This window comes from Fangia hongkongensis FSC776 = DSM 21703, from assembly GCF_000379445.1.
In the GTDB taxonomy this organism is placed as follows: domain Bacteria; phylum Pseudomonadota; class Gammaproteobacteria; order Francisellales; family Francisellaceae; genus Fangia; species Fangia hongkongensis.
Genome location: NZ_KB902251.1, coordinates 189,253 through 213,865, shown reverse-complemented (window position 1 = coordinate 213,865; position 24,613 = coordinate 189,253). Strand labels below are relative to the sequence as shown.

The window sequence follows — 24,613 nt, the reverse complement described above, 5'->3', positions numbered from 1 at the left end:
TATGCCAGAAACACAAAATGCACAAGAGACAACTGAGCAAGAAAATAGCTCAGAAGATACTCAGACTAAGCAAGAAAGTAGCTCAGAAGGCACGCAAGATGTTAATGAGAAGTTAAGCGGGATTTTATCTCAAGTGATGCCGAATATGGCATTAACCGCGGATGATTTCAGCCAAATTTCTCATGGTATCTTGGATTGTGTTCAGGTGAAAGATGTTGATGAGCTAAATAGTGACAGTATCGATAAGCTTAAGCTCTTTCATCAGAAAATGCTGATGCTATTAAAAGCAAAGCAAAAGCCAAATTACACCCAAAGTATTGCCTATGCGCGTGTGGTGGATGTATTATCTGCGGGAGTGCTGTCACGCTATCTGATTCGCCCTTTTAAAGTTTACTTTGAGAAATTAACTTTTATTAACTTATTGGATGAGATTTTGGGGGTTGATTTTCAAACAACCTCTGGCATGCTTGCCAATGCAAGTTTAATGTTAGATGAATTAGAGTCGTTGTTAATCGAGGAAATTCTACTACAGCTTACGCGCACCGAGTTATATAAATTCAAACAAGTGGTTGCAAAACTCTCGCAGTTTTTTGCCTTAAGTGAAACCAGTAAAAATCAGGCACGAAAGCTTTTTCGCCTCTTACAAGAGAAGATTAAGCCAGTGGTTGGATATGATGCATTTGTGCTTGAGCAAAAGATCATCGCTGAGTTAAACCCATTAGATGCAACCCTTGCGCCAACTGCACTATCTTTGGTAAGCAATCCATCACAAAATGATACTGAATATTCAAAACTAAAAGGCTTAATGTTATCAAATTATCATATTACTAAACTTGAATTTGAGCTTTGTCGTTATGGATTTTCAGGTGAGATACAATTTCAAATTTCATACGATGATAAGTTTCACTCAGATTATTTGTTTCTATATCAAAATCAGCCAATATCAATTGCACTAACTATTGAGAACACTTATGTGTTCGACGATCCTGAAAAGAAAAACACCAAGTATGTTAAAGAGCTAACATTACAGGGTGTTGCCGAGTTAAGTTATGATGATCATCTTCGCTTTACAGATCCACTTGTGGCACAAGATATTGATGCGCAAACGTGTGAGTTTGCAGCAAAATTGCCTTTTTTCACCTTTAAATTTGCCGATGCGTTACAAAGTTTTTGGCGTTTGCATAAGCCATTGTATGTCGATTTCAATAAAAGTTATTTGGATGTGTTTGAGCAAAATAACTTCTTTGCAAATTGGGCTGAAATTGACTCAGCAAAATCAAAGCGTTTGGCTGTGAAGCAAAAGCAAATTACGGTGGCAACACATGATAGAAGCTTTTATGACTACTTTATTGAAGCGCTTGATCGCTATGGTGTTTATTTGGTTTATGATTATGAAAAACTAGCTAACGGCAAGGCTTTGTATCATCTATATGATGAAATCAGTGATTTTCAGGTGAAAGATACAGAAAAAGGCACGCTTACCTCAAGAGATTTACTACAGGTTGAAGCGGTTGATGTTCAAGTCAGGCCGCCTTGGAATAAAACAGAGAATATTTTAAATCTGGCTCAGGATAACAGTGTTTGCACGCAAGTGACTGGCATTTACCCTGAGGAGTATCTTGCATTGAATGCAGTTCAGTCAGTAAAGCATACCTTGATGCGCGATGTGAAAATTGCCACAAATACGACGAACTGGCTATTAAGTCAGAAAAAGCGCGCAGCTAGTTGTGAGTATTACTATCAAGTTGAACTCAAAGAGATGATGCCTTTTGTTCCTGTCGAGCCAAGTTATAATCCAATGAATCTTGATGCAGATCAGTGGCAGTGTTCGCTTGCGAATTTCAGTAAAAGCATCTTGGTCAGTAAACAAGGATTTCGCCTTGTGCAGAATAAATCAACGATTGTTGAGCTACAAAAAAAGCTTCTGTCACAAAACTATGAGCCAGATGCAACAGCTGATAAAGACAGATTTGAGAAAATTACCATGGTAGGGGAAAGCTCTGGCATTACACATTTCATTGATATTATGGCGATCTGGCAAGATGGACTTTCCGAAGAAAATGACTTACCAGAGTATGTGCCTTTTCAAAGCTTTGTGTGTGAGGCAGCGGTTACCATTGGTGAGAATGTTGATGATAGTGTGAAATATGGGTATAAATTCTATAAAGGTCAAACGGTGACAGAGGGCTCTTTTGCTGATGATCCAGCATCTAAGCTTGAAGATTATGTTTATTCAGGGCAATCAGAGAATGCGCTGACTTATGCGGTAAATTTACCAACGATCTTATATCAGGATCCGCAAAATAAAACACCTGTGTTTGTGCCTGTTCCACTTAGAACTTCAGCAAGTAATTCATTCACGCCACTTAGAAATGGTGATTATGTTGAAGTGCGTTTTCTAAATGCCGAAGTAGTGGAAATTGCTGCAAGACAATCTAAAAGTGCAGTTGTTGAAGATAAAGCGTCACAAAAAATGGTGCAACAATCTTTGTATGGGCCTCAGCAGGAATGCCAACTTGCTTATACACAAGATAGCAATGATCAAGTGTTGCAATTAATGCAAAATGGGAAAGATGGCCAAGGGGCAAATGCGCTTTCTTTAAGCCAGCAAGAGGGTGTCGTGTTAATGTTTAGTGATGAAAAGGAATCAGAATGAGCTTACTAACTGGAAAATATGCGATGATGTTATTTGGGGCGGTTGGGGCTGCCGCAGTATTGGTGTTTATTATCTTAGCGATTAAAAAATATCGCCAAGCGAAGCAGATTAAAAACAAGATTAAGCTGCCGAAGGCGAAAAAGAAAAAAGCAGCACCTAAAGTTAATGTGTACAAAGATGTCACTAAAAAGATATTGAAAACCTCAAAGCGAAAGGCATTACCTGCTTTTATGTGTCTATATGAAGGCGATAGCAGCCAGATGATGTCGTATATTGGTCGTTTTGTAAATTTGGAAAGTGCTGAGAGTATTATGCTTAATGACTCACAAGTGGTTGTGATTGAAGAGGGGCGTATTTTCTTTGTTATTTCCATGCAAGATTTGCAAAATGTGAACCCTGTACCATTGAATAACATGCTGATAAGCATTTACCAAAAAGGCGCAATACAGCTGCCAACTTTGCTTGTATGTTTGACAGAACAAGCACATCAACCTGGCCAGTTTGTTCTGTTTCAGAAGTTTCTCTCTGAGCTATATCTGTATCAAAAACACGAATTTAATTTAGAGCTTACGGTTGATTTAAAAGAAGATGATAAGAAAATGAAATCCTTCTTTGAATTGGTCAAACAGCAAACCAGTATTAATTTTCAACGCGGGATGACAGAGAAAGAAGTCGCTGAATCGATTAAAGAGAATATGGCGAGCATTCGCAATAAGATTTCAGCGCATATTGTGACAAATAATGCATTGGATGAATCCATTATAGATGCGATGCAGGTTGCCGCTTCCATTGAAAAAGCCATTATGCCTTTGGCAAGTTTTATCGCTGAGTTATCAAATACACAAGAGCAAAACACGCTTGAATCTATTAATGTGAACTTCGGTATTCATCATAGCAATTACTATTATACTTTCTTTGACAGTGCGACATTGTCTTATAAAAAGCCTATTCGGTTGAGTTATGTTGCCGTTTCGGTGTTGGTTGTGATTTCTTTATTTGCAACAGTTGCATTTGTTTATAATGCTTATCATACGCAGAAATTTAACGACTATGTGAAGCAAAACTCACCTTTTGCAAATATCACCTCGGGAGATTTAAGAAGTGCAGAGCAGCGTTATACAAGATGGTATAATCTTTACAAACAAGGGCTTGTTTTGGGTTTCTTATATGGTCATGGCAGCTTTACACGACTCAATGAAGAATATGCAGAGTTTCTATTGAAGAAAATTATTCTGCCTAAGATGCGTGCAACCAATGATCCTGTGAGTAAGGCGGTCTTTTTAGCAGTACTTGCCGCACCTAACTCTTCAGATGTTGCAAATAGTTTGCAAGATCAAAATTCACTGTTAACGTTAATGACAGGCTTAAGTGATGAACAGCTTAATCTGATGTATGAATATGCAACGTTTAAAGATATTGATCGCTTATCTATAGGCTCACAGAGTTATATGCAACAAGGTGGTGCAGATGAGCTTAAATTCGCCAGTAGAAACTTATTCTCAACAGAGGTGTTTGATCAGTTTGTATTGCAAAACATTCTTCATTTTACCAATAATCAGCTAAAAGATTTCATTGGCAAAAGTGTGGTGCTGCACCGTGAAGTATGCTTATTAAAAGATGTGCTACCGAATATTTTATCCAGTACGAAGATTGATTTATCACAAGATGCCAGTAAGTTTGGCTCTTTTGTTGCCAATAACTTACCGAAAACACAAGGCGGATGTGATAATAGCAGCATCTTATTAAGCATGCAGGATTTGATTCCGAATAATAATGAGTTGCAGGTTAAAAGTTTCGCACAAGCCGTTGATCTTCTGGTGAATTACAATCAGAAAGTTGATAAGTTCTTCAGCAGCAACGAGGCGTATTCTGTTGAGAAATCCAAGTGGAAAGGTGTGCTTATCAGCGCTGAGCTGAACTCTATTTTATATGATGTACTAAAAAGTAACAGGGGAGATCTGAATCTTCTTTATGCAGATGATTACTACCAATATACTTTCAATACAGTATTCTCACGTAATGTTTCCAAAGTCTCTTTGGCTTATACCAAGAGCATTATACTTGATGAGATCAACCCACTGTTAGAGCGCTATAAACTCCTTGCCAGCATGTTTGGTCAATATAATATTAACTATCAAGCATTTGATCGCTTAAAAGAGGCAGCGCTTGCCAATTATGCGCAAAGCTATATTGATACATTGAATTATGTACTCAAAAATGCACTTCCGGCAGATGTATCCTCTGATAATCTACAGATGTTTTTAATTGATATCACATCAGATAATACGCCGTTCTCTCACATGCTTGATTACATCAAGAAAAATACAACTTTCTCTAAAGATCAGGTATTACCAAAAGCGCTTGATAAGATTAATAAAGAGTTTCAAGGATTAGACTCATTTGTCAGCTCTAAAGACTATCAAGACTATAAGAATATTCTTTTGAGTATTAGTAATACGTTGTATCAAAATGATTTTCAAAATTATATGAAAACCTATGAGCAATTAAGTGATTCAGGGCAAAATTCTTTGGCTGTGAAACTTAATACGTTGGTTGCGAAAGTGGGTTATAGTAATCCGAATGTCTATAAGCTTTTCAATGTGCCGTTAAGCACCATTAAAAGTGCATTGGCACAAAGGCTTATTTCAAACATTAAAATGATGTGGAATAAGGATGTTACACCGAAAATTTCATTCGCACAGGCACAGTTTCCACTGAATCTTAATGCCAAAGAGTCCATTAGTGCAGAGGCTTTAAATGACATGTTTGGTGTGCAAGGTGATGTATTTAACCAAATGAAACGTTTGCTATCGGCATTTATTAGCTTTGATAAAACAAAAAATGCATGGGTGGTTGATGAGTCTTTAACCAGTGATCAGCGTAAAACACTGGCGCCATATATTGAAACATTTAACAACTTCTTCCATTTGCAAAAAGCCCTTTGGGATGATACTGGGAAGCCAAAAAACATTGATTTTAAAGTCAAATCAATGCCGTTTAAGCAAGTATCACTCGATGGCAAAAATAAAATGGTATTAAGCTTTATTCAAGCTGGAAGTGGATCACAAGCACTTGGATTGAACACACAAAATGAAGCTTTGATTCCACTGTCTTATGCTTGGCAGTTACAGCCAACTGTGTCCGTGGGTTGGTTAAATACTGGGAATGTCAGTTTTCAAAAAACCTATCAAGGTGAATGGGCATTCTTTAAAATGTTGGCAGATGCTAAATGTGATAAAAATTGGGTGTGCACTTGGGAGGTGAAAGGTGATAACGATAAGGTTGCGCCTTATCAGGTAAGCTTTGAGATTAAATCTCCTATATTAAAACTCATTACAAAAAGAGTGCAACCACAAGCAATTAAGGCAGAATCATAATGAAAAAATACATTAAATATCTAAGTGTTATCAGCGTTTTACTATTTTTGTCGGGTTGTTCTTTGATGCCTTGGTATCACTCAACTACGATGAAAATCAATTTAGAGCGTGTTGCAAAAGATAAATCACACGATCCTGTCACTGTGATTGTTATGCAGCCGGTAGAGCAAAAAGAGTTTGTCACTGCTAATTACTCAACGGTTGCACAATCAGCATTGAATAAAGGCACTCAACGCTATGTGTTACTTGGCAATCAAGATAGTGAAAGTATTTCAATGACTGTTGAAGATGCACCGCTTGCTATTTACTTTATTATGAAAAATCAGCCAATTTCTAACTGGAAATATCTTGTAGAGAGTCCACAAGGAGCAAGTGAATCGTTCTCAATCAGTCAATATGAGGTGAAAAAAGTATAAAAGCCTGAGTTAGCATGGGGGTTACATTCCAAATTCAGGGACATAAAATAAAAGGATAGACAGCAATGGCCAAGCATGCAGTTACAATGAATAAAGATGGTTTTGGCATTAACGTTAAGGGGCAAAGTGATAGCGACCTTTGTGCAGTAAACTACAAGAGCGAAGGTGATGCCACTATTCAAGTGAGTAATACCTATGGCATTAGTGCCGATAATACGATTTCTTTGGTTGTTGGTGATGTTTCAATTAAAATCACGAAAGATAATGTAACCGTTAATAAGAGTAAAAGCACGATTACCTTGGATGACAGTAGTATTAATCTTGGTGTTGGCAGTAGCAGCATTGCGATTAAAGATGGAGAGATTACATTAAGTGCAGACAATATCAGTATTACAGGAAATAAAGGGGTTGCCATTAAATCTAGTAGCGATGCCAGTCTCGAGGGTGCTTCTGTTTCCATAAAAGGCAATCAAGCTGTCAGTGTTGAAAGTAGTATGACTTTAGATCTAAAAGCCTCTCTTGCAGCTACATTAAAAGGCATGCCAACATCTGTGGGGTAAGTTATGAGTGATGGTCAATCTCAACAAATGCTGTCATATTTTCAAAAGCTTTTGCAGCAAAAGAAGCTATATGAAGATAGTGACAGTGCAAATATGACAAAGCTGCATAGTGATCTTCAAAGAGATTTAACCTTAAGTAGCCTCTCTCCAGATATGCCAGTAGATGACAGCTCTCTTGCACAGTTGCGTCAGCTTTCCTCTACCAGTAGCAAATTAGATACAGTCACAAATTTCAGTACTTCACAAGAGACATCTACACTTGCATCAAGTGTCAAAAGCTCACACACAAGTATGTTAAAAGCACTTTCAACAGGTGATAGCAAAACCTACGCATCCAGTAAAGATGAGCTTTCTAAAGGACTTCAGTCTTTAAAGACACAACAAATGGGCGATTTACAAAAGCTCTCAGCTTTGCGCCCATCAGGATCAAGTTCAACTAGTACGGCATCTGATACAACGAGTGTAAGCGCATTTATGCCAAGTGATGCATATTTAACAACACTGTCTTCTGCATTGCCAGAAGCGACTGGTAGTGGTGATCCATCTACAAGTACACAAACTGCTTCAGGGACGCTTACAAGCTTACATCAAAGTATCCTCAAAATTGACAGTTCAACGCCCGCTTCAGATATTGATACGCTATCAAGTAGTTATCAAAGTTATTTGCTGAATCTTCAGTCTCAAGTGATGTCATTTAATCAAAGTGATCAGTCTATGCAAACGTTAATGTCTTATCCTGAGTTGACAGAGGTGATGCAATACCCAAAATCTGCCTCACTCTCTGGAAACCCAGAGGGGAGCCAAGGTTTGCCTGTTATTGATCGAGCCATTACAAATAGCACAAAAGGCTTAAGTGATATGCAAATGGTGAGCTTGCCTGAATCACAAAAACAAATGCTTGATCAAATGGATCAGTATTATGCATCTTTGCCTAAATCTGTGCCTGGTACTACTGATATGCCAGATGTAAGCTCACACATAGCCTCCTTAAGCGACACTGTTAGCGCTGAGCAAAAGGCAGCTTTAGATAAATTACAATCAACAATGAGTAACTGGAGCCGAGTGCAAGATCAGGCACAAGGGACAAGCTATAGCAGCACTTTTAATCAGCAAGTGACTCAAATAATGAAACCATCAAGTGTGGATGCGAGTCTTCCTTTTTCTGCACAACTAGATCAAATTAGTGCAAAGTATAAGGCACAAGGGGCGAATTTAAATGTAAATGCAATGCTGCAAGAAAAGCAAATGCTGTTAAATCAAAACCTAGCAAGTTTACCCTCACAGCAGTTAACCTCCTTGCAACAAAACTATACCCAAATGATTTCTCCTGTTATGAGTGCGTTTTCACTTTCACAGGGCAGCAGTAGTGCCTTTTCAGAGGGAAACACCTTCCAGTCGTTTACCAGTGAAGCTGAGGGTAAATACAGTGCTTTAGGCAGCACGCTTAGTGCTTATAAAGATGCGCCGAATAATTTTCTTGCCAAGCAAAATTATCAAAGTGCACTAAGTGACTATCAAAGTAGTTTAACTTCGCTATCTTCCTCATTGCCTCAGATGATGGCAAAAGAAAGTGCTTTTTTGGCTGAGTGCCAGTCCATACATAGCTCTATTTGTGATTGTACATCAGGAACACCACTGATGCCGGATGCGCTGTCATCGGCAATGAGTCAGTTTTCTGCCAAATTAAGCACTTTGCCTCAACTACCAACAGAGCTAACAGATGAGTTAAATCAGTTAAATGCACTTGAATCAAATGGCGTAAGTAAGTTAAATGGGCTAGAGGGAACCTTGAGCGCTGACTTACAAGCAAAAGCAAGTGAAATAACCGGTCCATATACCGCTGGTGTTCAAAGCTTGCTAGCTGATAGCAAGATTCCAGAGGCTGAGCTTATGAGTGAGTATCAAAACTCACTGACAGAGTTGAATAACCTCTCTCAGAAGTTGCCGGATACATCATCACTGCCAAATTTGTCAGTTGCCAACTGTGTTTGTGACTCACTATTGGGATCATTGTCAGGGCTTAGCTTTTCTTTAGCAAAGCTTCTTCCTCCTATTAACCCTATTGTCAATATTGATTTTATTCAGAAGGCTTTGGAGGCTTTATTAGCAGGTGGTCAAGGCTCAAGCTTTGATTTTTCATCCTTAGAAGCGCTGTTACAAGAACTTGAAAGTTTAAATTTTAATACCTTGCAAGCGTTGTCATTTAATATGCCCCCGGGACTAAGTATTGGTAACTTGCCGCCGCTTTCAGTTAACTTTTCTGCTGAGCTTCAGGCGCTTTCAAACTGCCTTCAAAGTGTATTAAATGGGCAAACTGCATTGCCAGCGGGGGTGTCGTTATCTGAGATTCAGTCATTACAAAGTCAAATTCAAGGCGTATTAAGTTACAACAATAGCTTTTATACGCTGGATCAAATCAATGCAAATATGTTGTTATCTGAGATACAAACGCCCAATGTCGGCGCATTAATGCAAGAGATTCCAACACTGCCAAATGGTATGCCAATGCCTAATTTTACTATGCCAACAGAGCCCAATATTTCCATCCTTGTGCCCAATATCAATACACTATTAGCGCAAGCACAAAGTTGTCCAAATATCAGTGAAATTAACACACAAGTCAATACGATTAATGCACTTTTGGCATCACAAAATACCTCAAATGCCTCTGCAGAGATCGGTGGGTTGATGGATAGTTATTTATCACAGGCAACAGCAATGAGTAATATGGTAACAGATAAGGCAATGAGTGTGAAAACGAGCGCTGAATCAACCGTAACTTCTGCACAAAGCACAATCACCTCGGCCGCAAATAATGCTGAAGGTGCAATCAGTACACAACCTAGTGTCACTAACCAGCCAGCCTATCAGCAAATGAGCGCTTTGATGACTGATATCACCATTGAGCTTAGTGATTATAGTGTTGCAACAGGTAGCCAAGCTGCGGTGAATGCTGCAAGCTCTGCACAATCTTCAAGTGCAATGGCAGCTTGTTTGAGCTCTCAAGTAATGTGCACATTTGGTATTGCACCGGGTGTGATAAGTCCTTTAAGGCCACTTGTAACAGTGAATAATAAACCGGCATCTAATATTAATGATACCGTGCCAATGGTTAATGTTGTTTCTTTCCCTGGATGTTCTAATCCGGCAAATCCATTAATGAACCCGCTTGTTTACCCTTGGGCTTGTATGCCAATGCTTGCGCCTTTCATTCCAACCAATCCGCTGACCACTGTGCAAGGTGCGCCCATTAATACAATTAATAATAAAGCGATGTGCAGTTATGCCGCAGGCGGTGTGATTAGCTTTATGAATCCATCACAAACGACAACGATGTCGAGCTAGCTTGAGGTGTTAACATGAATAAAAATGGTAATAAGAGTGATGAGTTAGAAGTTGAAGTCGATTTATCTGAGGCGCATTATCAGCTATTATCAAGTGCCTTTGAAGAGCTTAGCGATAATATTCAAAGTGAAATACAGCAAGGCTTGAGAGAAGAGCGAGATTATCGATTATCTCGCTATAATCAAAATCTTTTAATGCCGATTCCTAAACATCTTTTAGTCAAAGCAAAACATAGCTTAAAAAAGTTTGCTGTTGATATTGATGTGGCACAACAGTATCAAGTGGAGGATGTCTCAGAGAAAAAGCGCTTTAATTATACAACACAATCTCAGGTGATATTAAGTGCATTTGATGTTAAGAATGTTGATTTAGCATCGGGTAGATTAATGGTGGAGCTCTCAGCTGGCAGAGCAGTGGTTATGGATGCCTATAGTTTTGATCTATGGTTAAACCCCGAGCTTTGGGGCAAGCTAAATTATCGGTTATTACGCTTTAAGCGCCTGTTGTTTAAAAACCCACATTGTAAGGTTAAGCTTTCTTACGACAATGGAGTGAGTGAATATTGTAATGCTCGGATTGAGGAAATTCAGTATACTTTAGGTCTAAATGATAGAGTACGTCTACGTTTGATATCGCCTGAGTTTGACCTTGGTTTTAAGGTGGTGTTTGAAGATATTCCAACGGAGTATGAAAGTACAGTAGTTGAGATGGAATGCCTATTCGATGTCAGCTCATTTCGCCAGACAGAGCTCTTTGATGTCACAGCGACTAAAGAGCCACTTTTTGCAACCAATATTGTCCCGCTGTTTAACCTTTATGAGAGTTACTCCAGTGCACAAAAGCTTGATGAAAAGTATGACAAAATTCCTCTTTTAAACCCGGAGGATCCTAATGCGAAAGCCATTAGTGTTAAACAAGTTTGGGTGAACAATAATTTATATAAAGAATATTATAATCACACGGTAAGTGAATATGTCTTTCATAAACATGTTGGCAAATTGACATATTATCCAAAGAACTTAACAGAGAGCTTAAAACAAAGCAAAAAAGTGTTTGCCAAGGTGCTATGGACGCAAAATATCAGTCATGGTAATTTCTTAAGAGTGAGTTCAAATGCACTTGCTGCATCGAATATTCGCTATGATTTGATCTCTTCTAAATCCGAGATTGGCATCAATAGTTTTCGCTATATCAATCGAGTGGTTCAGATATTCAGGACGTTTTCAGATTTGGATATACGTGAGCAGGATGGCTTTTTGATTGCGCTGAAATTTCTTTGTGGCGAGGAATATGTTGATTTATATCGGCGATTCAAACTTGCCATTGACCGCATTCAATATAATCGTGTGGCAAATGAGCTGAATATTTATATTAAACAGGCAGGGAACCTGGCATTTGTGGGTCATGTTGCTGAGATTGTTTCAGAGTTTTTTTATGTCAACTCCCCACAATCCATTGAAATTAAAATGTGTGTGAATTGTTAGCTGAAAAGTAGATGCGAGTCACACTCATGACCCCAAAATATCAGGATATACCACTCGCGAATCATTTTGCGGTGTTTAATGTTGAAGCAGTTTTTGATAGTTTTGAGTCATTGGGTTGCAGGTAATAGCTCGGACTATTAGCAATATCTGATGACTCAAAAGAACAAGAAATTCAATGGCAGAAATAGGGTAAAATGGTTTGCGGGTGGTATAGATTGCACTGTTGTCATTAAAATTTCTCAGTAAATAGGCAAAACTCTGCTATCATCCGCTAATAACAAACAATAAAAATAAGTATTTTCTTTATGTGGCCATATAGACCCATTACAACTGTGTTTTTACTTGCTCCTGTTGTTTTTAGCTTTGCACTAGCACTTGATGTTTACATGCCTGTTATCCCTGAGATGCGTGCTATTTTACATACCAGTAAGGAAATGGTGCAGCTCACTTTGTCACTGTTTTTCCTCGTTACTGGTTTTGGACAGCTTTTGCTTGGCCCACTATCAGATGCTATGGGGCGCTACAAAGTACTCATTGGTTCCATCTTACTTTTCTTTATTGGCTCTTTATTGTGCGCTACGGTTAACCATGTCGGTCTTTTAATATTCTATCGCATCATCCAAGGTGTTGGCGCGTGCGGAATGTCTGTTACTGCTTTTGCAATTGTGCGTGATGCTTATCATGGCAAAACAAGCGCTATGATTTATAGCTTTTTAAATGCGATGATTTCAATCTCACCTATCATTGGCCCGATTATTGGCGTTATATTAGCGGCTTTTTTCCCATGGCATGCTATTTTCTACTTTTTGGCTATTTTAGGCGCATTTACAATGCTTCTGATGCTGGTTTTTGCTAAAGATAGCTTGCCAGTTAGCAATAGAAAACCTTTCAACTGGGGCGTTTTTTCACGCTATTTTAGTATTTGCAGATCACTGACTTTCTGGGCTTATACTGTTCCTGCAATTGCGGGGGTATCTGCCTTTTTCACTTTATTTTCAATGACTCCTTATATTATCGAAACGCTAGGACAGCCGCGCTCTAAAATTGGCTTTTTCTTTGGTCTTGCTGGTGCTGCTTTTATGGTAGGCTCATTAATAGCAGGTTCAGTTGTACATAAGCTTGGGACTTTTAAAACCTCATTGATTGGCAGTATATTGATCTTCTTCTCAGGCGTGCTGCTTGTTGTTATCCATCTTATCTTTGGGCTCTCTCTTTGGGGCTTTTTTGCGCCATGTATGTTTGCTACCTTTGGTTGTGCTCTTACCGCAGGCTCCGGTGCAAGTGGCGCAATGGAGCCATTTGGCGCCTTCCCAGGAGCTGCATCTGCAATGTTTGGTGCACTACAACTTGGCGGCAGTGCCGTTATTGGATCAGTTTCAACTTTATTCCCAATTACAACGGCTTTGCCATTGGCAGGAACCATGCTTGTTATGTCAATTATTAGTCTTATTTTATTTCTGGCGTATATAAAGTTTTCTATTAAAAGGAGAGATTTGTAGGTGTGGATTTTATACTAAATTTGATGCGAAAGTGGACGATATGCCCCCAGATAATTTTGCTTAATATATTAATCAAACAAACTGACTTGCTTATCTCCTTCTCTATGCACAATAGTCGGTGCAACTTGAGCCGATGGATATACCTTCATATCTGAAATAGTGACATGCTTTGGGCGTGTCGCACAATATAAAATTGCATCAGCAATATCTTCTGCTTGAAGTGCAACAACTCCCTCATAAAACTTTTCAGCCTTTTGTTTATCCCAACGCCTCTCACTAAACTCTGTTTTCACCATTCCAGGGTCAATCTGTGAAACACGAATATCATATCCTTTAACATCAATACGAAGTGATCGTGATATTGCTTTTACAGCATGTTTACTCGCGCTGTAAACATTGCCGCCCATATAATAATCATGCGCTGCAACCGAGCCGATGTTAATAATGTGTCCAGAGTTCCTTTTTATCATGCTATTTAGTACAGCCTTGGTCACATATAAAAGCCCTTTAACGTTAATATCAATAATCTTATCCCAATCATCGATAGAGGCATTTTGCATCAAGTCACTTGTAACGCCCATTCCAGCATTATTGACTAAAATATCAACTTTCTGCCAATATTCATCTAGAGCGCTAATTGCCTCACTAACCTTTTGCTTATCACTTACATCAAGCAAGATAGGTAGCACTTTTACTGAATACTCATCTTCCAATGAGCTTGCTAACTGTAAAAGTTTGTCATAACGCCTTGCTGCTAAAATAAGTGAAGCGCCTTCTTTTGCAAAATACCTTGCCGCGGCCTCTCCGATACCAGCTGAAGCGCCTGTAATCAAAACGATTTTATTTTTTAATTTCACATTACATCCTTTTCATATCAGTATGACTATAAGTTTGGTTACTTACCTGATCTTCAATTTTATTGCTTACAACAATTTGATAGCCATCAATAGCATTAATTTCTTGAATGCCATCAATATGCATGTTCAAACGTTTAAACTCTTCATCTTGAAAGAGCTTTTGTTTTGCCGCTTTTATATCCTCAGCCACCACGTGCTTATTGACATGTATCTCATACATTCCATAGCGTTTATCGTAAAACCCTAAATGCGCTAAATATAACTTCATATCATCTCCTTAAGGTATAAAATAAAGTGGATTGGGTAATTTTACTGTTTTGAGAGCATAGCCATCACTTAAATCACTTTGCTGGTCGCCCACATTCAATAAAATGGTATACCCTTTTTTCTCAATGGACTTTCTCACTTGCGATTTAAAATCTGCCGCTGTGTTATAATGTTTATTATCCGGTTTTAAATATAAATGAGCATAATTGCTAATGCTGTGTGCATGCAAGTCTTTAACCGTGACTTTTCTATACTTCTCATCACGTCCTGTAATAATAAAAACCGTAATATTATGCGCTTTTGCATATTGTAATAAAGGCACAATGGGCTTATTTAGTTGTAGATTGTCAGGATTATCCCATCCTTTTGTAATTTGTGAAAAGTTCAGCATATAGTTATGCTTTTTTGTAAATGTATAACTTGTCAACAAGGTATCATCAATATCAAAACTAAACGCTAATTTTTTCTTCTTTGGATGCGTTTTTAAATACTTGTCACTATATGAGATAGCATTATTTACAAGCAAACTCACATCTTTATCATACTCACCTGATTGATAGTAATGATCAATAGAACGGTGCGCCTCTGGAATTGAAATCACCTTGTTAATATATAGCTCACTGCCATAACTTGCACTTAGCGCAAAAGCGCCGAGCCAAATCACACTTACTTTTTTTAACATTGTCGCTCCACTTAAGAAAAGAAACATCAGAATTGAATCGATGAATATAAGTGATTAGGGGGTTAATAACAAGAAGAGCATTGAAAATTGTTGTATCTTGTAGTGGCAAGCGCTTAATGCGGTCGAGAAGGGAAAGGAAAGGGAGAAAGAAACCTAAGCGCTTACCACTATGCTTTCAAGTGTAGTCTAGAAAACTTAACTTAAACTTAATAGTTTATTTTTTTTGTGTTTTTCGTGAAAAAAATCAATAAGAGGAATCATTGCAGCTTGTTTAACCCATCTGAGCATAAAGATTTACGTTTAGAAAGACTGCAAATCACTTTGTGACTGGTATATAATGCTGGATGGAAAACAATAGGGGTGTTAGATCAAAAATGCAAAAAGTTAGTCAAATTATTTATGCACGTTGGGTTATTCCGGTCATTCCAAAAAATACGGTTTTTGAAAATTATGCGCTGATAATAGAAGGGGATACAATTATCGATTTACTTCCTCAAGATCAGGCGAAAGAGAAGTATCATGCAAAAACGGTAGAGCACTTTAATAATCATGCACTTATGCCTGGCATGATTAATGCCCATACACATCTGGCCATGAGTTATTTTCGAGGGCTTGCTGATGATTTACCTTTGGAGAGCTGGCTGAATGAATATATTTGGCCAGCTGAAAGTGCTACATTATCGCCTCAAATGGTATTTGAAGGGACAACACATGCACTGGCTGAGTGTATTCGCTCTGGTGTTACCACGGCCAATGATCATTATTTTTTCCCAGAGAGTGTCATTAAAGCCGTTGATCAAGCAGGCACTCGCGCGGTAATTGCCAATTGTATTTTTAATTTTCCCCTGCCATGGATTAATAATACCCATAGCTATTTTGCTCACACTAAAGAGACTATCTCCACTGTAGCATCACATCCAAGAATCTACCCTGCCATAGGCCCTCATGCCCCTTATACAGTAGATGATACGACTATGGAGGAAGTTCACAAGCTTGTTGATTTGCACAAACTGCCTATGCATATTCATATGCATGAATCAAAAGCCGAAGTAGAGACTTACCAAACAGCTCATGGCAAATCGGCGCTTGAGCACTTTTATAACAAAGGCTGGCTTAATCAATACACTATTGCCGTTCATATGACGCAATTATCACAAAATGAGCTGGACATTGTCGAGGAAACCAAGCTTTCTGTCGTGCACTGTCCTGAGTCTAATATGAAGCTCTCAAGCGGTGCATTTCCTTGGAAAGCACTGGCAGATAAAAATATCAACATCGCCCTTGGAACCGATGGTGCTGCAAGTAATAATGATTTAGATATGTTTGGCGAGATGAAATCAGCAAGTTTTCTTGCAAAGCTGCAATTTGGTGCTGATGCATTAAAAGCGCATCAAGTGCTTGAAATGGCAACAATAAATGGCGCAAAAGCGTTACATATCGACCATCTTGTAGGCTCTTTAGAAAAAGGGAAAAAGGCTGATTTTATTGTGATTGACCTTGATCAACCTGAAACACAACCTGTTTATAACCCGATTGCTCAGATAGCATATGCTGCTTCTCGTTCACAGGTGACTGATGTGTGGTGTGATGGCAAAAAACTGCTTTGCAATTATAATTTAACCACCATAGACCTTGGTGCTGTCACACATAATCAAAAGCACTGGGCAGAGAAAGTAGTGGACAGTGTCAAACAAAAAAACGTTTAGTGTTTTATAAGCGCACCACTGCTTTGTGCATATTTCTTATAGCTGTAACCTTGATAAGCTCTTATTTTGATGCAACAGGGAGTGATAAAATCAACATGAAATGTTGAATAAGCATTTATCGCATTCTTTTTTATTTTTCTTTCTTGATCTTTATAAATATACCCCCATCTCTTAACGGTCAAACGAGTAATTATTAAGACAAGATAGGAGTTTATATGTCAGATAAACAGGAATTTGGTTTCCAAACTGAGGTGAAGCAGCTGCTTCATTTGGTAATTCATTCACTTTATTCCAACAAGGAAATTTTTTTAAGAGAGCTTATTTCTAACGCTTCGGATGCCTCTGAAAAGCTACGCTTTGAAGCATTAAGCAATGCCAATGTATTTGAAGATGATGCTGATTTACATGTGCGTGTTTCTTTTGATAAAGAAGCCAAGACAATCAGTATTGCCGATAATGGTATTGGTATGACAAAAGAAGAGGCAATTGAGCATCTAGGTACCATTGCAAAATCAGGTACAAAGCGCTTTTTAGATTCTTTAACCGGTGATCAGAGCAAAGACTCTCAGTTAATCGGCCAGTTTGGTGTTGGTTTTTATTCTGCTTATATTGTTGCAGATAAAGTAACGGTTAACTCAAGAAAGGCTGGTCAAAATGCAAATGAGGCTGTGCGTTGGGAGTCTAAAGCAGATGGATCATTTACCGTTGAAACCATCACAAAAGAAAAACGCGGTACAGAAATTGTTTTACATCTAAAAGACTCTGAAGAAGCATTATTAGATGCATGGAAGTTAAAAGAGATTATTACCAAGTACTCTGATCATATCTCGTTACCGATTCAAATGATTAAAGTTGATGTAGATAAAGATGGTAAAGAGACAGTGACTGACGAGTGGGAAACTATCAATAAAGCCAAAGCACTTTGGACGCGTTCAAAATCAGATATTTCTGAAGAGGATTACAAAGAGTTCTATAAGCATATTTCACATGATTTTAGTGATCCTTTGACTTGGTCGCATAATAAAGTAGAAGGAAACTTAGAATACACAAGTCTTTTGTATCTGCCAGAGCGTGCACCGTTTGATTTGTGGGATCGTGAGCGTAAATCAGGGCTACAACTTTATGTTCAGCGCGTATTTATCATGGAAAATGAGAATCTTTTGCCATCATATTTGCGCTTTGTAAAAGGTGTGATTGATACCAATGACTTGCCGCTTAATATCTCCCGTGAGATTTTACAGCATAATCGTGTGGTTGAGAAAATCAAAAAAGCGACAACTAAAAAAGTCTTGGATATGATTGCTAAGATGGCACAAAATGAGCCGGAGAAATACGATACTTTCTGGAAAGCATTTGGTCAGGTTATTAAAGAGGCGCCATCTGAAGATCAAGAAAATAAAGAGAAAGTGGCAAAACTTCTTCGCTTTGCATCAACGCATCAAAATACAGCCAATCAGGAAGTCTCTTTAGAAGAGTATGTTGCCAGAATGAAAGAAGGGCAAAAACATATTTATTTTGTGACTGCTGAAAGCTTTAATGCAGCGAAAAACAATCCACAACTTGAGATTTTCCGCAAAAAAGATATTGAAGTGCTTTTAATGTATGATCGTGTTGATGAGTGGATGACCTCTCATTTAAGTGAATTTGATGGTAAGACATTAAAGTCAATTGCTAAGGGTGATTTAGATCTTGGTGAGCTCGACTCTGATGAAGACAAAAAAGAACAAGAGAAAGTTGAGAAAGACTTTGAATCCATTATTAAGCAAATGAAAGAAGTGCTTAAAGAGAAGGTTGAAGATGTGCGTATTTCTAAGCGTTTAACAGATTCACCTAGCTGTATTGTTGTCAATGACTATGGCATGAGCATGCATTTACAAAAAATGATGGCTGATGCTGGTCAAATGATGATGCCTGGCATGGGTGGAAAGCCTGTGCTGGAAGTGAATCCAGAGCATCGCTTTGTTGAGCACTTAAAAGAAGAGCAGGATGATGAGAAGTTTGCTGACTGGTCAAATATCTTGCTGCAACAAGCACTTTTAACAGAAGGTGCACAGCTTGATGATCCAGCAGAGTTTGTAAAATTAACCAATAAATATCTTACTGCATAAGCGACTTCTTTTTTCTATCTTTCAAGTTGAGTTTAATCAGTTGCCATTAGCTTTGGTTAAGCTCATTTTTCTCTGACAACGAGATTCAATAGTACGGCAATCATTTTGTATTGTTCTAAAGATCTTCAGTTGAAATATTATTTCTTATCATGTAAATTTATAACATACTAATTATACTGTACTCTATTCTCTAATATTCAAAAATAGGATGTTTTTAGCTATGCTTTGCTTTGAAAGACTTCAACGTAGAAATGCGCTAAAAGCAGAGGGTATATATTGTCTATTTGGCCACTAAATCAGATAGGTTAGTGTATACTTATAGAGGATGCGTAAAGTAATGGAAAAGAGATAAGGAGTTTGTTATGTTAAGACCTAAAAGAGTGTATGCAGCAATTTGGATGCTATATGCTGTCAGTATTTTGGGATTATTGGATATGTTAACCTCATATACCTTGATGATGATCCAGCCGCATTTTGTATGGGTGGATGCGATTGCGTATATTATCCTGATTGTCGTTGCATTTTGGATTAGTCTTGGCTCTAGTTTTGCCAAATATCTCTATATTGTCCTTGCGGTTATTTGGTATTTCTTATTGGTGTTTGTGCTCTCGCATATTCCGGGTCACCCACTTAATTTTGGGCTTGCCTTTATTGAGATGGTGCTTATTGTTGCAGCAATGATTATTCTACATCAACGTAAAGCATCAAGATGGTTCAAAGGTGATGTTAAGGCCGTTAAACCTTAGCTTGTTGGGTATTGTTGGTTTGATTTAACCTAAGGTTGTCAAGTACTGCGCTGGCGCTGGTGGTCTGATTGAGGATATAAAAGTGAATGCCCGGGACACCTTGTGCGATTAAATCTTCACATAATTTACTGACAACATCAGTACAAAATTCTCTGTATGAAACAGGATCATCTGCATAGGCTGAAAGCCTTTTATCGAGCCACTGTGGAATATCAGCATCACAAATCTTAGAGAACTTTTTCAGCTTTTCATAGTTACTAATGGGCATAACGCCGGGGATAATTGGAATGTTGATATCATTTTTCTGGCATAAATCCATAAAATAATAAAAAGCATCAATATTATAAAAATACTGCGTAATAGCGCGATCAGCCCCTGCTTCAATTTTCTGTTTTAGATTTAATACATCTTCCTCAATTGCCTTTGATTCAGGATAAAACTCAGGATAAGCGGCAATGGTAATATCAAAATAATCGCCACTGATCTCACGGATATAACTAATTAGTTGATAAGCGTAATTAAAGCTGACTTCCGTATGCTCACCCTCTGGTTGATCGCCGCGAATAACAACCAATTTATTGACTCCAAGTGAGATATATTGCTGTAGGCGGTCAAAAATTTGCTTCTTTGTAAGATGAAAACAAGTGATATGTGCCGTGACCTCAATTCCTTTTTCAACAAGATGCTTAACTAGTTCTAATGAGCTAACATAAGAGGAAGACCCTCCCGCCCCGAAAGTCACGGAGAAAAAATCAGGCTCGTATTGGTTGAAATGATCTATTACGCTACCTAGCTTCCCATTTTGTAGCTGTAAGGGAGAAGGAAATAGCTCAAAGCTAATTTTGGTATTGTTTAACATGTTATTCCTGTGCTTCTGGTGAGTCGTTGTGGGTTTATATGGTTACTTACTTCATACTAGCTGATTATTGTTATGCTGGCTATAAAACGCTTTTGAGCGCACCTGCATTTGCTAACGTCGTGTTTAAATCGTTGATTAAATCTTGTGGGTCTTCAATGCCAACAGAAAGGCGTATCAAATTGGTTGGTACTTTTTTAGTAGGATCATCAACAGCAGCATGTGACATTTTAAAAGGCAAGCTAATTGCGCTTTGTAGACCGCCAAAGCTTACCGAGATATTAAATAGTTTACTGTGATCAACAAGATATCTTGCAACTTCACTATTATAAGTATCAAAGCTGATGACACTTCCAGCACCTCTGGTCTGCTTTTGCGAGATTGGATAACCTTGATGAGATGAAAGCCCTGTGTAATAGACATTTTTCACTTCAGGGTGAGATGCAAGAAAACGCGCTATTTTTTGTGCATTTTCTTGTGCTCTTTCAATGCGAAGCCCAAGGGTCTTGATGCCTCTTAATAGTAACCAAGCGGGTAAGGCCTCAAGAGCGCTTCCGGTTGCGTTTTGAATAAAAGCAATTTCATCTGCAAGGGATTTGTCATTGGTGATCACCGCGCCAGCTGTAATGTCACTATGGCCTGATAGATGCTTGGTTGCAGAGTGAATGACAATATCTGCGCCTAAAGAGAGTGGGTTTTGTAGCCATGGAGATAAAAAAGTATTATCAATGGCAAATAAAATATTGTGTGATTGTAAAAGATTTGAGATCGCTTCAATATCACTGACATGCTGAAAAGGGTTCGTTGGTGTCTCTAAAAGAAGCAGTTTTGTATTCGGGCGTATTGCGTTTAAAAGCGCATTTGTATCAGTCAAATCCACTTGTGAGACTTCAATATCAAAGCGCTTAATGATCTTATCCACTAAGCGATATGTGCCACCATACACATCATCTCCAATAATCAAATGATCTTTGGCAGAGAGTAACTGTAAAGTGGCATAAATAGCAGAAAGGCCGCTGTTAAAAGCAAAACCATAGTGACCATTTTCTAATATCGCAAGCTGCTTTTCAAGCACAGATCTTGTTGGATTTCCACTTCTTGAATAATCATAATTTCTTTGCTCGTCAAAGGATGGAGCTTGTTGGAATGTGGCGCTTTGATAGATAGGCGTGCTGTTGGCATAATGTGGATCATTAAGCCCATTATCAAAGTGTAAAAGCTCTGTCCAGCGATCCATCAGGCAACCTCACTGTATAGTTTGTTTTGAACAAAATTATCAAAGTAAGTAGCAACTGCACCAATGACGGTATAGCTATTTGTGCCAAGTGCGCCAACGCGAAAAGGAAGATGCTCTTTTTTCGCCCATAGAAGTGCGCGCTCTTGTATCACGCTACCTGCACACTTTAGTGCATCTTGGTAGGTAAGTGCTTGATAGCACTTAGCGTGTTTGTGGAGATTTGGGTCACATTCATAAACGCCATTAACATCTTTATATAAAATACAATGAAGTGCATTTAATTTATGTGCAAGATAAAGTGCAGATAAATCAGAGCCACCGCGGCCAAGTAAACATGTTTCACCTTGGTCATTTGTGGCAATGAACCCGGGAACCACCACGACGTCATTGTGATGAAATAAATGCTCCAGTTGATCTTGTGCAAAACCTGTGGGCTCAGCATTTAAAAGTGTGCCTTTTGCATAGATAGCTTCACAAAGGCATTCGGTTTTAAGTCCATGACCGGTCAAAGTAGCATTAAGATAAATGGCTGATTGAATTTCACCTGTTGATAAAAGGCGCGCCTCATCTTTGTCTTTGATGCCTTTGCCAAGACTTAGGCTTGCATGTTTTTGTGTAAGATTATCGGTAGTTTGACCGATGGCAGAAACAACGGCTAATACCTTATATTTCTTATCACAAAATCTTTTTATTTCATCAGTTACGCTTTGATAGGCCTTAGCATCTTGCAAGATTGAGCTACCAAATTTAAGAACAACAATTTTATTGGTAAAATGTAATATACTGTGAGCGCTCATTCACTTAGCTCCTTGTGTTTTTTAGCAACAAGGTCAAATGCTTGATCTAAATCTTGTATAATATCAAATGGATCTTCAAGGCCAACTGATAAGCGAACAAGGCCATCGCCAATGCCAATCTGTTCACGTTGCTCTTTTGGAATAGGTCCATGCGTCATGCTAGCAGGGTGGGTAATCAGTGTTTCAATTGCCCCTAGGTTTTCTGCCAGAGCGCACAGTTTTACCGAGTTGATAAAATCAATACCAGTTTGAATGTCACCTTTTAGCTCAAAAGCAATGATGCCACCATGGGCGCCTTGGTGCTGTCTTTGGGCAAGTTCATGCTGAGGGAAGTTTTCAAGTCCTGGATAGTAGACTTTTTTGACAAGTTCATGTGTTTGCAAATAGCGTGCAACAGCAAGGGCATTTTCAGAGTGCTGTTTCAAACGAAGTGGCAACGTTTTAATGCCTTGTAGGGTTAGCCATGCTTCAAAGGGTGTTTGGATGGAGCCAAGACAATTGCGTGTAAAGCGAAACTTCTCATTTAAACTTTCATCTTTCGCTAAGAGCGCACCGCCAACTGTCGCATTATGACCGTCAATATATTTTGTTGTCGAATAGATAACAACATCAGCGCCAAAGTCAATTGGTTTTAATAGTGCAGCTGTTAGAAATGTATTATCTACGGCAAGGGTTAAATTATACTTTTTGCTTAATTTAGCCACTTCGCTGATGTCAGTTAATTTTAAAGTTGGATTGGCAGGCGTTTCAATAAGGATGACTTTAGTATTCTCTTGAATAGCAGCCTCAACTTCCTTTGGGTTTGATGTGTCGACAAAGCTGGCACTGACCTCAAATTTTTGCAAGATTTCTTTACAAAAACGCACGGTTCCACCATAGATAACATCAGAGCAGATGATATGATCACCGGCTTTAAGTAAACTAAAGGCAAATGCACTAATGGCGGCAATGCCTGTTGTGAAGCAGGTAGCGCTTGGTGTTTCTTCAAGTGCTGCAAGTTTGTTTTCAAGTGCACTCACTGTTGGGTTAGATGAGCGGCTATAGGTATAACCTTTATCTTTGCCAACAGCTTCTTGCAGGTAAGTGGTTGTTTGATAAATAGGGGGTAGCAGTGCGCCAGTTGTGGGATCTGCTTGCACACCAGCATGTATACATTTACTTGTGAAGTGCTGTTGATTTTCAAATTTGATAGATTGCTTTGCCATGATAAACCTCGTTATGCTTATATTCTATTTGCGCATGTATGGGGTTTCTGGCAAGAGTGCCAGTGCCTTGAATCCTAGGCACTGGTATTGAAACTTAGAAAGAAGGCTACGCGCTTAAGCAAACTGTCTAAGCTCAACCTCGACAACAGTGCCTAGGCTGAGCATCATCATTCGTTTGCGATACGCGTTTAATTTCATAACAAAAGTAGATTCCTAATTCATTAACTGACTATTACGCTAGCAAAAGTGAAAACAGGCTGTCAATATTTTTGTGCTAATTATTTTTAAATAATGTCTCATTTGCTATTAAATGGCACGATATAAACGTTCTCGCAATTGGCGTTTTTTCTGCTCGATAGAACGAGATTGAACAATTTTATATCGTCGTTGTCTAAAGTGAATGATATTAAATACAAATCGCATAAATCCTCCCAGGTTTACGTTATTTCAGCATGACTAGATGCTGTTATTTCAAAGTCTTGATGTGTTTTAAGCTGCATGTTTTCGACTAACAAAGGCCAAAATATTTGAAATGGCGTCATGTAAATCAAAAGGGCTTATTCGGCTTAAGCGCTTTACCAGCTTTTTGCGTATTAAGCCATAATGCATGAGAACCACTTTAAACCCTTCTTTTGGGTGAAATAAAATACGCAAATAATAGTTATCATTTGCTTTGGCTTCTACACCGTTTTCAATGGGGTAGAACTCATCTATTTGCCAAAAGAATGCTTCTTCTTTCGCGTGCAAAAATGTAATGATTCTGCGACTGTTCATTATTACTCTCCTATGGTTGAATTAAGATCAAAGCCTAACAG

At 38.5% G+C, this 24,613-nt stretch carries 18 protein-coding genes; 10 read left to right on the top strand and 8 right to left on the bottom strand.

What is annotated here, in order from left to right; genetic code table 11:
• Position 1 precedes the first annotated feature (1 nt).
• The 7 genes from A37Q_RS0107100 (at position 2) to A37Q_RS0107070 (ending at position 13,337) form a co-directional block, all read left to right on the top strand.
• Positions 2-2,656 (top strand): hypothetical protein, encoded by a 2,655-nt coding sequence (locus A37Q_RS0107100; RefSeq protein ID WP_018299588.1) that lies wholly within the window; start codon positions 2-4, stop codon positions 2,654-2,656.
• A complete protein-coding gene (locus tag A37Q_RS0107095; protein WP_018299587.1) occupies positions 2,653-6,033 on the top strand; it encodes a hypothetical protein in 3,381 nt (1,126 codons plus the stop codon). The genes A37Q_RS0107100 and A37Q_RS0107095 overlap by 4 nt, the downstream gene beginning before the upstream one ends.
• Positions 6,033-6,449 carry a type VI secretion system lipoprotein IglE gene (iglE, locus tag A37Q_RS0107090; RefSeq protein WP_018299586.1) on the top strand — a complete coding sequence of 139 codons (417 nt, stop codon included), beginning with the start codon at positions 6,033-6,035 and terminating at the stop codon, positions 6,447-6,449. The genes A37Q_RS0107095 and iglE overlap by 1 nt, the downstream gene beginning before the upstream one ends.
• 65 nt (positions 6,450-6,514) lie before the next feature.
• Complete coding sequence (tssI, locus tag A37Q_RS0107085) at positions 6,515-7,009, top strand: type VI secretion system tip protein TssI/VgrG (RefSeq protein ID WP_018299585.1); 495 nt, start codon at positions 6,515-6,517, stop codon at positions 7,007-7,009.
• A 3-nt stretch (positions 7,010-7,012) separates the two neighbouring features.
• Positions 7,013-10,354, top strand: coding sequence for a DUF4280 domain-containing protein (locus A37Q_RS15845; RefSeq protein ID WP_018299584.1), 3,342 nt, complete (start codon positions 7,013-7,015; stop codon positions 10,352-10,354).
• Between the two features lie 14 nt (positions 10,355-10,368).
• Positions 10,369-11,838: a type VI secretion system baseplate subunit TssF/IglH gene (iglH, locus tag A37Q_RS0107075; RefSeq protein ID WP_018299583.1), complete on the top strand. Its 1,470-nt coding sequence runs from the start codon at positions 10,369-10,371 to the stop codon at positions 11,836-11,838.
• 305 nt (positions 11,839-12,143) lie between these two features.
• A complete protein-coding gene (locus A37Q_RS0107070; protein ID WP_018299582.1) occupies positions 12,144-13,337 on the top strand; it encodes a multidrug effflux MFS transporter in 1,194 nt (397 codons plus the stop codon).
• Between the two features lie 68 nt (positions 13,338-13,405).
• Here A37Q_RS0107070 and A37Q_RS0107065 read toward each other — a convergent pair whose 3' ends face one another.
• From A37Q_RS0107065 to A37Q_RS14870, 3 genes are read right to left on the bottom strand one after another with little or no spacing between them, the layout of a single operon-like run.
• Positions 13,406-14,194, bottom strand: a complete 789-nt coding sequence (locus A37Q_RS0107065) for an SDR family NAD(P)-dependent oxidoreductase (protein WP_018299581.1) — start codon at positions 14,192-14,194, stop codon at positions 13,406-13,408.
• 1 nt (position 14,195) lies between these two features.
• A complete protein-coding gene (locus A37Q_RS0107060) occupies positions 14,196-14,462 on the bottom strand; it encodes a DUF1543 domain-containing protein (RefSeq protein WP_018299580.1) in 267 nt (88 codons plus the stop codon).
• Between the two features lie 9 nt (positions 14,463-14,471).
• Complete coding sequence (locus A37Q_RS14870) at positions 14,472-15,143, bottom strand: HAD family acid phosphatase (RefSeq protein WP_018299579.1); 672 nt, start codon at positions 15,141-15,143, stop codon at positions 14,472-14,474.
• Positions 15,144-15,517: 374 nt separating this feature from the next.
• On the opposite strand from A37Q_RS14870, the gene A37Q_RS0107050 reads away from it, so the two are divergent.
• The 3 genes from A37Q_RS0107050 (at position 15,518) to A37Q_RS0107040 (ending at position 19,703) form a co-directional block, all read left to right on the top strand.
• Positions 15,518-16,849: a TRZ/ATZ family hydrolase gene (locus A37Q_RS0107050; protein WP_018299578.1), complete on the top strand. Its 1,332-nt coding sequence runs from the start codon at positions 15,518-15,520 to the stop codon at positions 16,847-16,849.
• A 215-nt stretch (positions 16,850-17,064) separates the two neighbouring features.
• Positions 17,065-18,957: a molecular chaperone HtpG gene (gene htpG, locus A37Q_RS0107045; RefSeq protein WP_018299577.1), complete on the top strand. Its 1,893-nt coding sequence runs from the start codon at positions 17,065-17,067 to the stop codon at positions 18,955-18,957.
• A 362-nt stretch (positions 18,958-19,319) separates the two neighbouring features.
• Positions 19,320-19,703 (top strand): hypothetical protein, encoded by a 384-nt coding sequence (locus tag A37Q_RS0107040; RefSeq protein ID WP_018299576.1) that lies wholly within the window; start codon positions 19,320-19,322, stop codon positions 19,701-19,703.
• Here the strand turns inward: A37Q_RS0107040 and A37Q_RS14865 are convergent.
• The 5 genes from A37Q_RS14865 to A37Q_RS0107015 all read right to left on the bottom strand — a co-directional run bounded on the left by A37Q_RS14865 (position 19,693) and on the right by A37Q_RS0107015 (position 24,572).
• Positions 19,693-20,562, bottom strand: coding sequence for a methylenetetrahydrofolate reductase (locus A37Q_RS14865; protein WP_018299575.1), 870 nt, complete (start codon positions 20,560-20,562; stop codon positions 19,693-19,695). The two genes, A37Q_RS0107040 and A37Q_RS14865, sit on opposite strands and share 11 nt — an antisense overlap.
• Positions 20,563-20,641: 79 nt before the next feature.
• Positions 20,642-21,796, bottom strand: a complete 1,155-nt coding sequence (locus A37Q_RS0107030) for a trans-sulfuration enzyme family protein (protein WP_018299574.1) — start codon at positions 21,794-21,796, stop codon at positions 20,642-20,644.
• A complete protein-coding gene (locus A37Q_RS0107025; RefSeq protein WP_018299573.1) occupies positions 21,796-22,593 on the bottom strand; it encodes an amino acid kinase family protein in 798 nt (265 codons plus the stop codon). The genes A37Q_RS0107030 and A37Q_RS0107025 overlap by 1 nt, the downstream gene beginning before the upstream one ends.
• Entirely contained in the window at positions 22,590-23,798 is a 1,209-nt protein-coding gene (locus tag A37Q_RS0107020) for a trans-sulfuration enzyme family protein (protein ID WP_018299572.1), read from the bottom strand. Before A37Q_RS0107020 ends, A37Q_RS0107025 begins: the two co-directional genes overlap by 4 nt.
• A 489-nt stretch (positions 23,799-24,287) precedes the next feature.
• Complete coding sequence (locus A37Q_RS0107015; RefSeq protein ID WP_018299571.1) at positions 24,288-24,572, bottom strand: hypothetical protein; 285 nt, start codon at positions 24,570-24,572, stop codon at positions 24,288-24,290.
• Positions 24,573-24,613 lie beyond the last annotated feature (41 nt).